Genomic DNA, 13,523 nt, shown 5'->3' on the forward strand with positions numbered 1-13,523 from the left:
ATGAACGACAGCACCCGGCAGGCGGCACCGCCGAAGGACGTGATCGAACTCGACGTCGGCGGAATGACCTGCGCATCCTGCGCGATGCGGATCGAACGCAAGCTGAACAAGCTCGACGGCGTCACCGCGACCGTCAACTACGCGACCGAGAAGGCTCGCGTCGAAGTCCCGCCCGGGGTGACGACGGACGCCGTGATCGCGGAGATCCGGAAGACCGGCTACACGGCCGAGGCGCCGACGCCGCCGACGGCAGCGCGCGCCGACGCCGACCCGGCCGACGAGGCCGAGGACGGCGAGCTCCGTACCCTCCGGCATCGGCTGATCGGATCGGTCGTGCTCTCCGTCCCCGTCATCCTGATGGCGATGATCCCCGTCCTCCAGTTCCCGTACTGGCAGTGGCTGTCGCTGGTCCTGGCTGCGCCGGTCATCGTCTGGGCGGCGTGGCCGTTCCACCGGGCGGCCGCGGTGAACCTGCGACACGGCGCCGCGACGATGGACACGCTGGTCTCGGTCGGCACGTCCGCCGCGCTGCTGTGGTCGGTGTACGCCCTGTTCTTCGGCACCGCGGGCACCCCGGGCATGACGCATCCGTTCGAGCTGACCGTGGCGCCGAGCGACGGCGCCGCGAACATCTACCTCGAGGTCGCCGCCGGCGTGACCATGTTCGTGCTCGCCGGCCGCTACTTCGAGAAGCGGTCGAAGCGCACTGCCGGCGCCGCCCTGCGCGCCCTGCTCCAGCTCGGGGCGAAGGACGTCGCCGTGTTGAAGGACGGCCGCGAGGAGCGGGTCCCGATCGAGCGGCTCAGCGTCGGCGACGAGTTCGTCGTTCGCCCGGGCGAGAAGATCGCGACCGACGGCGTGATCGTCGAGGGCCGCAGCGCGATCGACCAGTCGATGCTCACCGGCGAGTCCGTGCCGATCGAGGTGACCGTCGGCGATCCGGTGGTCGGTGCGACCGTCAACGCCGGCGGCCGGCTCGTCGTGCGCGCCACGCGCGTGGGCGCCGACACCCAGCTCGCGCAGATGGCGAAGCTCGTCGAGGACGCCCAGTCCGGGAAGGCGCAGGTCCAGCGGCTCGCCGACCGGATCTCGGGGGTCTTCGTCCCGATCGTGCTCGCCCTGACCGCCGCGACGCTCGGCGTCTGGCTCGGCGCCGGATTCCCGGCGGCCGCCGCGTTCACCGCCGCGGTGGCCGTGCTGATCATCGCGTGCCCCTGCGCGCTCGGCCTCGCCACGCCGACGGCGCTGCTCGTCGGCACGGGACGCGGCGCGCAGCTCGGCATCCTGATCAAGGGACCCGAGGTGCTCGAGTCGACCCGGAAGGTCGACACCGTGGTGCTCGACAAGACCGGAACCGTGACGACCGGTCGGATGACCCTGCTCGCCGTGCACGCGGGGGCGGGGGAGACCGAGGCCGACGTGCTCCGCATCGCCGGAGCCCTCGAGGATGCGTCGGAGCACCCCATCGCCCAGGCGATCGCCGCCGGCGCCACGGCCCGGGTCGGCGAGCTCGCCACGGTCGAGTCGTTCGAGAACCACGAGGGCCGCGGCGTCCACGGGATCGTCGACGGGCACCTGACGGTCGTCGGCCGCGAGTCGCTGCTCGGCGATTGGGCCGTCGAGGTGCCTGCGGACCTGCGTGCGGCGAAGGCCGACGCCGAGTCCGCCGGTCAGACGGCGGTCCTGGTCGCCTGGGACGGCGTCGCGCGCGGCGTGCTCGTGGTCGCCGACCGCGTCAAGGACACCAGCCGCGACGCGATCGCGGAGCTGCGCCGCCTCGGCCTCACGCCCGTGCTGCTGACCGGCGACAACGCCACGGTCGCACGCCACGTCGCCGACGAGGTCGGGATCGACGAGGTCATCGCCGACGTCCTGCCGGCCGACAAGGTCGCCGTGGTGCGCGACCTGCAGGCATCGGGCAAGGTCGTCGCGATGGTCGGCGACGGCGTCAACGACGCCGCGGCCCTCGCGCAGGCCGACCTCGGCCTGGCGATGGGGACCGGCACCGACGCGGCCATCGAGGCGGCCGACATCACGCTCGTCCGCGGCGACCTCCGTGCCGTCGGCGACGCCATCCGGTTGTCGCGTCGCACCCTCGGGACGATCAAGGCCAACCTGTTCTGGGCGTTCGCCTACAACGTGGCTGCGATCCCCCTGGCCGCCCTCGGCCTGCTCAACCCGATGCTCGCCGGCGCGGCGATGGCGTTCTCCAGCGTCTTCGTCGTCAGCAACAGCCTCCGCCTGCGGACCTTCCGCTCGCGGACCACCGGCGCCTCGCGCGCCACCACCACCGCGACCGCACCGGCGCGGGAACTCGAACACGCGTGATCCACGCGACCTGAAAGGACACCATCCATGAGTGCACACTGTTGCAGCACCGGCGACGCCCGCGGGCACGCCGTGAAGCCCGCCGACGCGACCGACCTGCTCCGCGGCGGCGATGACCTGGCCGAGTGCCCGGTCATGCCCGGGAGCATGGTCGTGAAGGCCGACGCCGAGCAGGCCGGCCTGTTCCGCGACCACGAGGGCCAGCGCTACTGGTTCTGCTGCGCCGCCTGCGGCCCGCTCTTCGACGCCGAGCCGGCGAGGTACGCGGTCGCCTGATCCATCGGTCCGTCGGGGTCGGCCTCGCACGCCGGCCCCGACGGCCTCGCCCTCCGACCAGCCGGCGCGGGTGCCGCATCACTCCGCGTCGCACTCCCGGTCCGCTTCCGCGGGGAAGTCCGGTACGGGGCGCTCGGCGACCTCGGCAGCGGTGGTGGCCGCACCGTTCTGCTGGATGTCGCGGATGAGCCAGTCCATCTCGTCGATCTCCCGACGCTGGGCCTCGCTGATCGCGACGGCGAGTTCGCAGACGCGCAGGTCGGCGTTCCCGAACCGCTCGGAACGGGTGATCGCGAGCGAGTGATGCGGGATCATCCCTCGCATGAAGGCGACGTCGTCGACCGTCGCCTGGCTCCGATCGAGGGTGATCCCGCCGCCGATGAAGAGCAGGCTGACGACGATGACGACGATGTTCGCCTTGGTGTTGCGGTACATGCCGAGCATGTAGCCGAGCATGACGAGCCCCATCGTGCCGCCCATCGTGACGGCCATGAAGACCCGGCTCTCGCTGAATCGGACGTGGCCCCACTCCCATGACCCGGCGAACATCGTCCAGTAGCCGAGGAACATCGCGGTCAGGATCATGGCGGCGAACCGGAGGTACGGCTTCCACGCTCGGCGGGGATCGTCTCCACCCTGACGCGACCGGGAATCGCTCGCATCGGCGGCGCGGGAACGCCCATCCTCCGAGACGCGCATCGAGTCGTCGCTGGTCGCCATGGCGTGGTCTCCTCTCCGGTTCGGCGTGATCGTGATCGTTCCATGCGAACCGAGGGGAGCTGTCGCGGCAAGGGCGTTGCCGGGCCGGATGCGACTCTGGTACCCATCGCCCCCGCGGTCCGACGGGACGGGACGGGCCGGAGGCGCGGCGCGCGGCGGGGGCGACGGAGCATCGATCGGGTGACCGTTCGATGCTCAGTCCGCCCAGTAGGCCCGGGAGAGTCCCGTCGGCACCGCGCCCGTCGTGCGCCTGTCGCAGTGGGGCGGCGCCCGCTGCCTCAACGCTCGGTGGTGACGCAGCCCGGTTCGACCGCTTCACCCGCAAACCGTTCCGCGGTCCAGGCGAGGAGGTCGGGCACGAGCGGCGAGTCCGGCTCGACGAGCGGTACGTGGTCGCGGCCCGCGTAGATCCGGTAGTCGACCTGCTGGCCGTCGGCGCAGAGCCCCTCGACGTACTCGTCCTGTGCGGGACGAACGACGAGCTGGTCGTCCGCGCCCTGGCCGAGCAGCAGTGGCGCGCTGATCGTCGCTGGCGGCGTGTTCTCCTCGAGCCGTTCGCCGAACGCGCCGGTCGTCGGGTCGGCGGCATCGATCCGGGGGTCCCTCGAGAGTCCCAGCAGTTCGAGGAGCGTGACGGCCGAGCTGGGCTCGGCGAGGCATCGGTCCGCCATCTCCCGCACAGTCGCCTCGGCGCCCGGGCGGACGTACTCCCGGTAGGAGACGTCAGGGTAGACGGCGGTGTACGCGGCGATCACGAACGACTGGAAGATCGACCCGCCCGTCACGTTCGGAAGATTCTCCATGAGTCCGGTCAGGTTCGACGCGGGAGCGAGTGCGGCGACGCCTTGGAGGCCGAGTTCGGGCGCGTATTCATCGGCGACCGCTCCGGTCCAAAGGGCGGCGCCGCCGCCCTGGGAGTGACCCCAGACGACGGTCTGGTCGCCGAGCTTCGCCTCCGTCAGCTCGGAGGCTGCACGGCGGGCATCGAGCGCGGCGTACGCGCTCGACCGGCCGATGAGGTACGGGTGCGGTCCGGGCGTCCCGAGCCCGAGGTAGTCGGTGGCCACGAGCGCCCATCCATTCTCGATGACCTCGGGCAGGAGGAACAACGCGCCGGACTCGAAGGGCTGGTCGGCGAGGGACGGTGCGCAGGGCTGCGCGAAACCCGTCGTTCCGTGCGTCCAGTCGATGACCGGGAAGTCCGCGCCATCGGTCGGGACCACGACGAGCCCGCTCGCGACGGCCGGATCGCCGCTCTCGCCGGTCGTGGTGTAGAGGATGCGCCAGGCGGTGGCGTCCGCCGGCACGCCTCGCGTGAACGGCTCGGCCCGGATCAGGCGCCCCGGTTCGCTCGGCACGTCACGCGGCGCGGCGTAGAACTCATCGACGACGGGCGAGCCCTCACGCAGCGTCGCGCTGACGGATCCGGCGATCACCGCGAGCAGCACGGCGACGACCGCGGCGATCGTCCGTGCCCACCGACGTGGACCGGACGGCGGTCCGTCGTCCGGTGCCTCTCGCCGACTGCCTCGGACGGCGTGCCACGCCAGAAGGAGCCCGACGATCATCAGGCGTGCGCCGAACACCACGGCCACGACGAGCAGGGTGATGTCCGGCCACAGCATGGCGAGCAGGCCGAACACGATCTGGGCCGCGCCGAGGAGGACGGAGGCGACGCGGGCATCCCAGGAGGCGCCGGTGCGGAACGCCGCGGCGAGCGACAAGCCGCCGTTGACGATGATTGCGACGGCGACGGCCACGGCCACGAGGCGCACGGTCAGTCCCGGGAGGAGCAGGACGAGCACTCCGGCGACGATCCAGAGCGCGGCAGTGACGAGGCGCCACCGAGGTCCGCGTCGCTCGTCGTCGGGGTCCCCGCCTCCGACGAGTTCCAGGATGCCGCTGAGGACCATGCCAGCGCCGATCAGGATCGCGAGCACGCCGAGCGAGGTCGTCGGTCGGGTGAGGATCACCGCGCCGAGGACGACCGCGACGACGCCGACGACGCCGCGGACCCATCTCGGCAGGCGGGCGAACCAGGCATCGATGCGGTCGGTCATGTCTGATCCTCCGAGGTCGTCGCGGCCGTGTTCGACTCCGCCGCTCGACGGCGCTGGAGCCGCGTGTAGAGCGTGACGGCGATGTTCGAGACCAGCGCGTAGATGATCGCCGTCCCGGCGAAGCTCTCCGCGGGGAAGATCGACGCGGCCAGACCGATGGCGAGTCCGGGATTCCGATTCGCGCAGGCGATGGCGAGCACGACCGCGTCGGACCGGTCGGGACCGCCGAGCGCGTGCCCGACGGCGAGGCCGATCGCGGTGAAGGCGAACATCACGACGAGCGTGACGAGCGACAACGCGCTGACCACCGCCGGAAACACCAGGACGAGCAGCGCGAGCAGGGCCACGAGCATCAGCGAGTTCGCGATCGCGACCAGCCTGCCGCCGAACCGGTCCGACGCCGTCGGCCAGATCCTCCCGACGATGAATCCCAGCGCCAGCGGCAGCAGCACCTGAGTGGCCATCGCGGTCGCGATCGTCAGCGGCGAGAGCCCGAACGGTCGGTCCATGAGGCGCCCGATGAGGTCGGAGAGCGCAGGGATCAGAACCGGCGAGACGAGGGCGACGGCGAAGGCGAGCCCGAAGGCGTACGTGGCCCGGCCGCCGGAGCCGATCTCGGTGCGCGGGAGGAGCGCGGGGATCGGAGTGAGCGCGATCACGACGAGCGCGACCTCCGCGGCGTGCGGGAAGTCGAAGTAGACATGCGCGGCGAGCGCGACCACCGGCATCACGACGAACATCGCGACGAGCGAGAGGAACAGCACGCGCGGTCGGCGCAGTACGGACAGGAGGTCCTCGGTGCGGGCGGACAAGCCGTATCCGAACACGGTGAAGGCGACAGTCGCCTGGATGACCCCCGAGACGATCGACAGGATGTCCATGTCCACTCCTCGCTTCGCTACTCAGCCCAGCGCGCCGGATCCGGCCGGGGATGCTGCGGGCAGGACCGCGGGCAACCAGCGGTCCAGCGACTCCCACACCGCCGCCCGAGCGGGCGGCGAGGACAGCGTCACATCGTGCAGCGCCCCGTCGATCCGCCGGATGCAGACGTCCATGCCGAGGTCCGCGGCGCGTCGAGCGACACCGGCGACGTCGATCGCGGTGTCCGCGTACCGCATCTGCTCCGACCAGGCCGGCTGCAGCATGCTCCGTGCTGAGAGCAGCACCAGCACCGGGATGCGCAGGCCGAGTCCCTTCGCGACGACGGCGTGGCCACGCAGCACCGCATTCAGCCATCCGCGGTTCGTCCGGAAGCCGCGCTCAGGCCGCCACGTCGTGTCGTAGGTCCATTCGCCGTCGAGTTCGGCCGAGACGGTGCGGCTGTAGAACCCGAGGTCGACCTCCGGGAACGGGGCGTGCGGATGGACGACCGCACCGACCTGCACGACCGGTTCCAGGATCGCCCGTCCGAATGCCCGCGTCTGGAACTCCAGCCAAGGGGCGTTCAGCACGAGCCCGTCGGCGACGGACGGATGCCGCGCTGCCCACAGGCTCAGCGTGAGTCCGCCTGTGGAATGGCCCATCAGGATCAACGGGTCGACCGCCCGCTCCCGGATCACGTCGATCGCCGCGCCGATCTCCTCGTCGTAGACGGCGAGGTCGTCCACGTAGCCGGGTGTCTGGTGCGGCCGAAGACTCCGCCCGTACTTGCGCAGGTCGAGCGCGTGGAATCTCGCGCCGCGGCGCACCCAGTATTCGGCGAGTTCCTTCTGGAAGAAGTAGTCCGACCACCCGTGCACGTACAGCACGTCGAACCGACCGCGACCGTCGATGACCTCGTCTCGCGTGCGGCGGACGAGGGTGGCCACGACCTCGCCCTCGGGGTCGGGCGCCAGCTCGAGGTCGAGCCGCTCGTACGGCGGCCCGAGCACGTCGGGTGACCAATGCGGCATGGTCGGGCTCAGCCGTCGCCAGTGCGCAGGGCCTCGTCGAGCGCCCGTTCGAGCGCCTTCTCGTCCGCCCGGATTCGCGTCTTCAGCTGCTTGCGCCCCCGAGCCATCACCGCTTCCACGCGTGCCTCCGTGTCCTGCGCGACGATCGCGACGAGCGCTGCGGACCCGTCGTCCAGGAGCTCGCCGAGCTCCTTGAGATCGTCGCGGCTCATCCCACCGACGACATGGCCGGCCGCGGCGCCGAGACCTGCTCCGGCCGCTGCGCCCAGCAGCACGCCGGCGCCGAGCCCGATCGCCGGGAAGATCGCGGCGAGAGCGCCGAGCGCGATGCCGACGCCGCCGCCGATGACGCTGCCCCGGAGCACCGGTTCCTCGTGCCGGTGCACGACCCGCACCTTCCCGTCGGCGTCTCGGGCGACGACGGCCGCGTCGTAGGTGTCGCCCACGGTGGACTCGGCCCACGCCGTCCGCACGGCGTCGTAGTCGAGCTCGGCATCCTCGAGACGGTCGTAGGTCGCCGCGATCAGCAGCACGGTGTCCATCGCCATGAGTCCTCCTGGTGTCCTCGCCGTCAACGGTAGGGATTTCAGCGGTATCGCCGAATCACGGGAATGCGTAGTCTTCAGGGGGAGACCCCCGCCCCGTCGGCCTGACCAGGCGAGCGCTCCTGCGAGGGGTGAGGCCATGCTCGGTCGGAGGCGTGAGCAGTCCACCATCGCGGCGCTGGTCGATCGGGCGCGGGAAGGCCGTGGCGGAGCCCTCGTCGTCGTGGGCGATGCCGGCATCGGGAAGACCTCCCTGGTCGAGCACGCGATCGCCGGAGCCGGCGACTTCCGCATCCCATCGGCGATCGGGGTCGAGTCCGAGCGTGAACTGGCGTTCGCGGGACTCCAGCAGATCCTGAGTGCGATCCCGGACGCGGTCGATCGCCTTCCCGGCCCGCAGCGGCAGGCGATCCGCGTGGCCCTCGGGCAGGCGGTCGATCCGGTGCCGCGACCCTTCGTCCTCGGGCTGGCGGTGCTCGGGCTGCTCGTCGAGGTCTCCCGCGACCGCCCACTGCTGTGCGTCGTCGACGACGTCCACTGGCTGGACGCATCGAGCGTGCAGGTCCTCGGCTTCGTCGCCCGCCGCCTCGAGCGATCCCCCATTGCGATGATCTTCGTCAGGCGTGTCGGACTCGAGGTCGACGACGTCGACGGCATCCCGGTGCTGCCGGTCGAGGGACTCGAGGAGACCGACGCACGGGCATTCCTGCGCACGGTGGTGGGTGGTCCGATGGACGAGCAGGTGCTCGTGCGCATCCTCCAGGAGGCGGGAGGCAACCCTCTGATGCTGCGAGAGGCGGCGACGGCGGGCTTCCTGCGACCCGAGGGCGCTCCCGAGACCGGCGCATCCTCGCTGCCCATGGCCGGCCGCCTGCAGCGCGCGTTCGCAGCCCGGATCGCGCGCCTCAGCGAGGCGTCGGCCGACGTGCTCCTGCTCGCCGCGGCCGACCCGACGGGCGACCCGAGGCTGGTGGCCCGTGCCGCGACCGGGCTCGGTCGTTCGATCGACGACCTCGTCGCCGCCGAAGCCGCGGGCCTGGTGCACGTGGGACAGCGGATCGCGTTCGACCACCCGCTCGTGCGATCAGCCGCGTACGGCGCCGCGAGCACCTCGAAACTGCGCCGTGTGCACGCGGCCCTCGCCGACGCGACCGACCGCCAGCGCGATCCGGATCGACGTGCCTGGCACCAGGCGCTCGGCACCTTCGGCCCGTCGGAGTCCGTCGCCGCCGCCCTCGAGCAGTCGGCCGGACGGGCGGGCGCCCGAGGCGGGTTCCTCGCCGCCGCCGCGTTCTACGAGCGCGCCATGGGGCTCGCCGAATCCCCTGCCACCCGCGTGCGGTGCGCGATCGCCGGTGCGACGGCGCTCGAACTCGCCGGTGCCCAGCCACGCGCCATGCGGCTGCTCGACGAGGCCCGGTCTGACGCCGAAGAACCGCTCGACCGAGCACGACTGGACGTCGTGCGCGGGCGCCTCCTGTTCACGCTCGAGCGGAGTGCTCGTCCGGTCGAGCTCTTCCTGGCAGCCGCCGACGCTCTCGTCGACCACGACCCGATGGCCGCGCGGGAGGCCTACCTCGACGCGATGTCCGCCGCGGTCCTTGCGGCCCCCGGCGAGGATGGGGTGGAGATCCGGAAGGTCGCCGAACGCGCGCGTCGAGCGCCCCGTCCCGCACCGGACGAGCTTCGCAGCACGGACCGCCTGCTCGAGGTGATGCGCGAGATGGCCATCGCTGATCCTGTCGACTCGCTCCCGCTGCTGCGTCGGCACTTGGAGGAGTTCTCCGATGTGCACGACGACCCCGGCGTCCGAGCCCGCTGGCTCTGGATCGCGAGCCGCCTCGCCGTCATCGGCTGGGATGAGCGACGCTGGAGCGCCTACGTCGACGAGGGCACCGCGACGGCCCGCGCCGTCGGAGCGCTCACCGCCGTCGCGGCGACGACCACGACCGGAGTCGCCCTCCACCTGCTGCGCGGTGACGCAACGCACGCCCGCCAACTCGCCGCGGAGGCCGTCGAGATCTGGGACTCGATCGCCGTCCCCCGAGCGGCGTACGGCGTCGGCGCGATCGTCGCGTGGGAGGGCGGGGCGGATGGCGAAGCGGCCCTGGCCGCGGCCCTCGAGGAGTCCTCGGCACGCGGAGAGGGGATGGCTCGTCCCTTCGTGCACTGGGGGCGCGCCCTCCACGCGGTCGGCGGCATGCGGTACGACGACGCCCTTCCGCACGCGCTCGCCGCCGCCCGGTACCCCATCGCCATCGTCTACTCGACGTGGGGTCTCGTCGAGGCCGTCGAGGCGGCCGCGCGCAGCGGCGATCGGTCGGTCGCCATCGAGTCGCTCCGGCGACTCGCGGTGTCGACCCTCGCCGCCGGCACGGACTGGGCGCGGGGCGTGCACGACCGCTCCGCAGCGCTCGTCGCAGGAGCCGAGGACGAGGCAGAGCGCCTGCACGTGAGCGCGATCGATCACCTCTCCCGCACCGGTCTCCTCGCCGAATCGGCACGTGCGCACCTCGTGTACGGCGAGTGGCTTCGGCGGCATCGGCGTCGCGGTGAGGCCCGTGCTCACCTGGAGCGGGCAGAGCACATCTTCACGTCGATGGGCGCTCGGGGGTTCTCGCACCGTGCGGCTTCCGAGGTCGCCGCGCTGCGCGGGGGAAGTCCGTCCGGCACCGACTCCGGTGAGCTGTCCACGCAGGAGATGGCCGTCGCTCGCCTGGCGAGCGAGGGGCTGACCAACGCCGCGATCGCGACGCGCCTCCACCTGAGCGCGAGTACCGTCGACTACCACCTCCGGAAGGCCTTCCGGAAGCTCGGCATCGCGTCGCGCGCTCGCCTGCACCTCGCGCTCGCCGAGCGCGACCACGACGAGGGCGGCCTCGCGGCATCCGATCGCTGAGGACTACGCGATCGCGTGATGCGCCGGCGACGCGGGCGGACGTACAGTCGCGACCGTCAACGACCACCGGGACCCGGAACGCGAGGGCTGCACATGTTCGACCTGGCCGCCGCGACGCTGCCCCAGCTCGTGGCCGCCGTCGTCGTCGCGCTCGCGATCGCGGCTGCGCTCGGCGTCCTCGTCGTCGTGGTCCTGCGACGACTCGAACGACGATGGAACCTAAGAATCCTGGCGGGGCGCCTGTGGCAGTCTCCCGTGGTCGCCGTGGTGATGCTCGCCGCGGTCGGCCCGGTCGTCCAGGAGATCGACCGTCGCTGGGCCGTCGGGCTCGCCCAGGTGCTCCTCATCGCCCAGATCTGCGCCGTGGCATGGCTCGCCGTGGTGCTGGTCCGCACCGCGGCCAAGGGCGCACTCGCCCGGTACCCGGACACCGGGTTGCGGGACGAGCGCTCCCGTCATGTCCGGACGAAGATCGCGCTGATCGAGCGTGTCGCGATCGCGGCCGTCGGCACGCTCGCCGTGGGCGCGATCCTCTGGACGTTCCCCTCGGTCCGCGCGGTCGGCGTGACGCTGTTGGCGTCGGCGGGCGTGCTCTCGATCATCGCCGGTCTCGCAGCGCAGACCATCCTCGCCAACGTGTTCGCGGGCATCCAGATCGCCTTCACCGACGGCATCCGCGTCGGCGATGTGGTCGTGATCGAGGGTCGGCAGGGTCGGATCGAGGAGATCACCCTGACCTACGTCGCCGTCGAGGTGTGGAACGAGACGACCCTGATCCTGCCGTGCACGTACTTCATCACGACGCCGTTCGAGAACTGGTCCCACTCGGGCGACACCGCGATCGGCGAGGTGCAACTCGTCGGCGCGTGGGAGGTCCCGGTCATCGCCACGCGCCAGGAGCTGCGCCGAGTCGTCGGCGCCAGTCCGTTCTGGGACGGACGGGTCGCGGAGTTGCGCGTCGGCGACACGACCGCCGACGGCGTCGTCCTGCTCGCCCAGTTCAGTGCGGCGAGCGACACGGTCGAACTCCTGAGGTTCGAGGTCCGCGAGGCGCTCACCGATTTCCTCGCGTCGCGTCACCCGGATGCCCTGCCCCGAGTGCGGCAGGAGCACATCGACATCGAGGCCACCGCGGAGAAGGGATCGACATGACGCAGCTGACGGGCGTGAACCTCGGCAATTGGCTCGTCCTCGAGAAGTGGATGGCACCCGAGCTGTTCGCCGGCACCGATGCCGAGGACGAGTGGCACCTCACGCACGCGCTCGACGACACAGCGCGGCGAGAGCGATTCACCGTGCACCGGGACACATGGATCACCGGACGCGACTTCGCCTACCTCGCCGCGCGTGGCGTCGGCCTCGTCCGGCTGCCCGTGCCCTACTTCGTCTTCGGCGACGTGCCGCCGTTCGTCGGCTGCATCGAATACGTCGATCGCGCCCTGCAGTGGGCCGAGCGGTACGGCATCCAGGTGCTCGTGGACCTGCACACCGTGCCCGAGAGCCAGAACGGGTTCGACAACGGCGGGATCTGCGGGGTGTGCCGGTTCCATCAGTTCCCCGAACACGTCGAATTCGCGCTCACGGTGCTCGAGCGGCTCGCGGCCCGATACGGAGACCGGCCGGGGCTCTGGGGGATCGAGGTGCTGAACGAGCCGATCTCGCCTCAGCTCTGGGCTGCGCTGGACGTGCCGACGCGGTACCCGGCCGTCGATCCCGAACGGGCGGCGGGCTCGGAGGCGGTGCCGACGGCGTTCCTGCAATCGTTCTACCGCGACGCATACCGGCGCATCCGCACCGCCGCCCCGCGCGTGCGCGTCGTCTTCCATGACGGGTTCCGCATGCCGGAGTGGTTCGATTGGTTCGACGCCGAGGGGTTCGAGGACTTCGCGGTGGACACCCACATGTACGTGATGATGGCCGGGCAGCGCGACCTCGAGGGATACCTCGACTACATCCCCGCCGTATTCGGCGACACGCTGGAGGCGGCGACCCGACGCTTCCCGGTCATCGTGGGTGAGTGGAACCTCGACACGAAGCAGGCGGCGCTCGCCGAGATGGACGACGACGCCCGGCGCCCGTACGATCGCGCGATCGCCGAGGCCCATCTCGAGGCGTTCCGCCCCGCGGTCGCATGGACCTACTGGAGCTGGCGGATGCACGTGGACACGCCGGAACTGGACGTCTGGGACTTCCTGCGCGCCACGGAGGCGGGGTACTTCCCGGTGCAGCCCGATAGCGGCGACCGGCGTCAGGTCGGCGGGACACCGGATGGCTCGTGACGATGTGAGGCGGCTGGGAATCAGCGCGACGCGAGAGAGAGGTAACCCTCGGGAGCCTCGCGCGGAGGAACGGGAACTGACTCAGTGCGGCTCGAGCCGTACGCCCGCGGTGTGAGCCGAGGAACGCGAAAACCCCCGGCGAACCGGGGGTTTTCTGATGTGGCTCCGACCGGCATCGATCCGGTGACCTTTCGATTTTCAGTCGAACGCTCTACCAACTGAGCTACAGAGCCTCGGGATGCCGAAGCATCTCGATGATAAGGAGAAAGCCCCTTCTCTCGAAAGGGAAAGGGCTTGTCGCCTGAGCGACCCTGACGGGACTTGAACCCGCGACCTCCGCCGTGACAGGGCGGCACGCTAACCAACTGCGCCACAGGGCCTCGTAAAGAAGCTGTTCAATTGTAAACCCATCGCTGGGTGACCCCAACGGGATTCGAACCCGTGCTGCCGCCGTGAAAGGGCGGTGTCCTAGGCCGCTAAACGATGGGGCCGGATGGTCTTGCCTGGGGCATGACCGCCGAGAA

General features: G+C 71.2%; 10 protein-coding genes and 3 tRNA genes. 5 read left to right on the plus strand and 8 right to left on the minus strand.

The features are described from left to right. Together ACUY4T_RS08560 and ACUY4T_RS08565 are read left to right on the plus strand one after the other, a co-directional pair. Window positions 1–2,328 (plus strand): heavy metal translocating P-type ATPase, encoded by a 2,328-nt coding sequence (locus tag ACUY4T_RS08560; protein WP_446018516.1) that lies wholly within the window; start codon window positions 1–3, stop codon window positions 2,326–2,328. A gap of 27 nt (window positions 2,329–2,355) precedes the next feature. Further along, window positions 2,356–2,604 (plus strand): hypothetical protein, encoded by a 249-nt coding sequence (locus ACUY4T_RS08565; protein ID WP_446018517.1) that lies wholly within the window; start codon window positions 2,356–2,358, stop codon window positions 2,602–2,604. 78 nt (window positions 2,605–2,682) lie between these two features. Here ACUY4T_RS08565 and ACUY4T_RS08570 read toward each other — a convergent pair whose 3' ends face one another. From ACUY4T_RS08570 to ACUY4T_RS08590, 5 genes are all read right to left on the minus strand, one after another. After that, window positions 2,683–3,324, minus strand: coding sequence for a DUF305 domain-containing protein (locus ACUY4T_RS08570; protein ID WP_446018518.1), 642 nt, complete (start codon window positions 3,322–3,324; stop codon window positions 2,683–2,685). 278 nt (window positions 3,325–3,602) lie between these two features. Continuing rightward, complete coding sequence (locus ACUY4T_RS08575; protein ID WP_446018519.1) at window positions 3,603–5,384, minus strand: lipase family protein; 1,782 nt, start codon at window positions 5,382–5,384, stop codon at window positions 3,603–3,605. Then, the gene (locus ACUY4T_RS08580; protein ID WP_446018520.1) at window positions 5,381–6,265 is read right to left on the minus strand and encodes a bile acid:sodium symporter family protein; all 885 of its coding nucleotides are present in this window, start codon (window positions 6,263–6,265) and stop codon (window positions 5,381–5,383) included. The genes ACUY4T_RS08575 and ACUY4T_RS08580 overlap by 4 nt, the downstream gene beginning before the upstream one ends. 21 nt (window positions 6,266–6,286) lie before the next feature. Beyond that, entirely contained in the window at window positions 6,287–7,276 is a 990-nt protein-coding gene (locus tag ACUY4T_RS08585) for an alpha/beta hydrolase (RefSeq protein ID WP_446018521.1), read from the minus strand. Window positions 7,277–7,284: 8 nt separating this feature from the next. Further along, window positions 7,285–7,824, minus strand: coding sequence for a DUF1269 domain-containing protein (locus tag ACUY4T_RS08590; protein WP_446018522.1), 540 nt, complete (start codon window positions 7,822–7,824; stop codon window positions 7,285–7,287). 136 nt (window positions 7,825–7,960) lie between these two features. Between ACUY4T_RS08590 and ACUY4T_RS08595 the strand changes: the two genes are divergently transcribed. From ACUY4T_RS08595 to ACUY4T_RS08605, 3 genes are all read left to right on the plus strand, one after another. Continuing rightward, window positions 7,961–10,720: an ATP-binding protein gene (locus ACUY4T_RS08595; protein WP_446018523.1), complete on the plus strand. Its 2,760-nt coding sequence runs from the start codon at window positions 7,961–7,963 to the stop codon at window positions 10,718–10,720. Between the two features lie 93 nt (window positions 10,721–10,813). Continuing rightward, the gene (locus ACUY4T_RS08600) at window positions 10,814–11,872 is read left to right on the plus strand and encodes a mechanosensitive ion channel family protein (RefSeq protein WP_446018524.1); all 1,059 of its coding nucleotides are present in this window, start codon (window positions 10,814–10,816) and stop codon (window positions 11,870–11,872) included. Continuing rightward, the gene (locus tag ACUY4T_RS08605; protein ID WP_446018525.1) at window positions 11,869–12,999 is read left to right on the plus strand and encodes a glycoside hydrolase family 5 protein; all 1,131 of its coding nucleotides are present in this window, start codon (window positions 11,869–11,871) and stop codon (window positions 12,997–12,999) included. Before ACUY4T_RS08600 ends, ACUY4T_RS08605 begins: the two co-directional genes overlap by 4 nt. Window positions 13,000–13,159: 160 nt before the next feature. Here the strand turns inward: ACUY4T_RS08605 and ACUY4T_RS08610 are convergent. The 3 genes from ACUY4T_RS08610 to ACUY4T_RS08620 all read right to left on the minus strand — a co-directional run bounded on the left by ACUY4T_RS08610 (window position 13,160) and on the right by ACUY4T_RS08620 (window position 13,490). Continuing rightward, window positions 13,160–13,232, minus strand: a tRNA-Phe gene (locus ACUY4T_RS08610). Between the two features lie 73 nt (window positions 13,233–13,305). Then, window positions 13,306–13,379 (minus strand) — tRNA-Asp (locus ACUY4T_RS08615). A gap of 38 nt (window positions 13,380–13,417) precedes the next feature. After that, a tRNA-Glu gene (locus ACUY4T_RS08620) sits at window positions 13,418–13,490 on the minus strand. Between the last annotated feature and the right edge of the window lie 33 nt (window positions 13,491–13,523).

The sequence above is a fragment of the Agromyces arachidis genome (assembly GCF_052805135.1).

What these genes read in the sequence shown, in the direction of transcription:
- ACUY4T_RS08605 (WP_446018525.1), top strand. Translation starts at nt 11,869, where the DNA reads ATGACGCAGCTGACGGGCGTGAACCTCGGCAATTGGCTCGTCCTCGAG.
- ACUY4T_RS08580 (WP_446018520.1), bottom strand. Translation starts at nt 6,265, where the DNA reads ATGGACATCCTGTCGATCGTCTCGGGGGTCATCCAGGCGACTGTCGCC.
- ACUY4T_RS08595 (WP_446018523.1), top strand. Translation starts at nt 7,961, where the DNA reads ATGCTCGGTCGGAGGCGTGAGCAGTCCACCATCGCGGCGCTGGTCGAT.
- ACUY4T_RS08575 (WP_446018519.1), bottom strand. Translation starts at nt 5,384, where the DNA reads ATGACCGACCGCATCGATGCCTGGTTCGCCCGCCTGCCGAGATGGGTC.
- ACUY4T_RS08585 (WP_446018521.1), bottom strand. Translation starts at nt 7,276, where the DNA reads ATGCCGCATTGGTCACCCGACGTGCTCGGGCCGCCGTACGAGCGGCTC.
- ACUY4T_RS08565 (WP_446018517.1), top strand. Translation starts at nt 2,356, where the DNA reads ATGAGTGCACACTGTTGCAGCACCGGCGACGCCCGCGGGCACGCCGTG.
- ACUY4T_RS08570 (WP_446018518.1), bottom strand. Translation starts at nt 3,324, where the DNA reads ATGGCGACCAGCGACGACTCGATGCGCGTCTCGGAGGATGGGCGTTCC.
- ACUY4T_RS08590 (WP_446018522.1), bottom strand. Translation starts at nt 7,824, where the DNA reads ATGGCGATGGACACCGTGCTGCTGATCGCGGCGACCTACGACCGTCTC.
- ACUY4T_RS08600 (WP_446018524.1), top strand. Translation starts at nt 10,814, where the DNA reads ATGTTCGACCTGGCCGCCGCGACGCTGCCCCAGCTCGTGGCCGCCGTC.
- ACUY4T_RS08560 (WP_446018516.1), top strand. Translation starts at nt 1, where the DNA reads ATGAACGACAGCACCCGGCAGGCGGCACCGCCGAAGGACGTGATCGAA.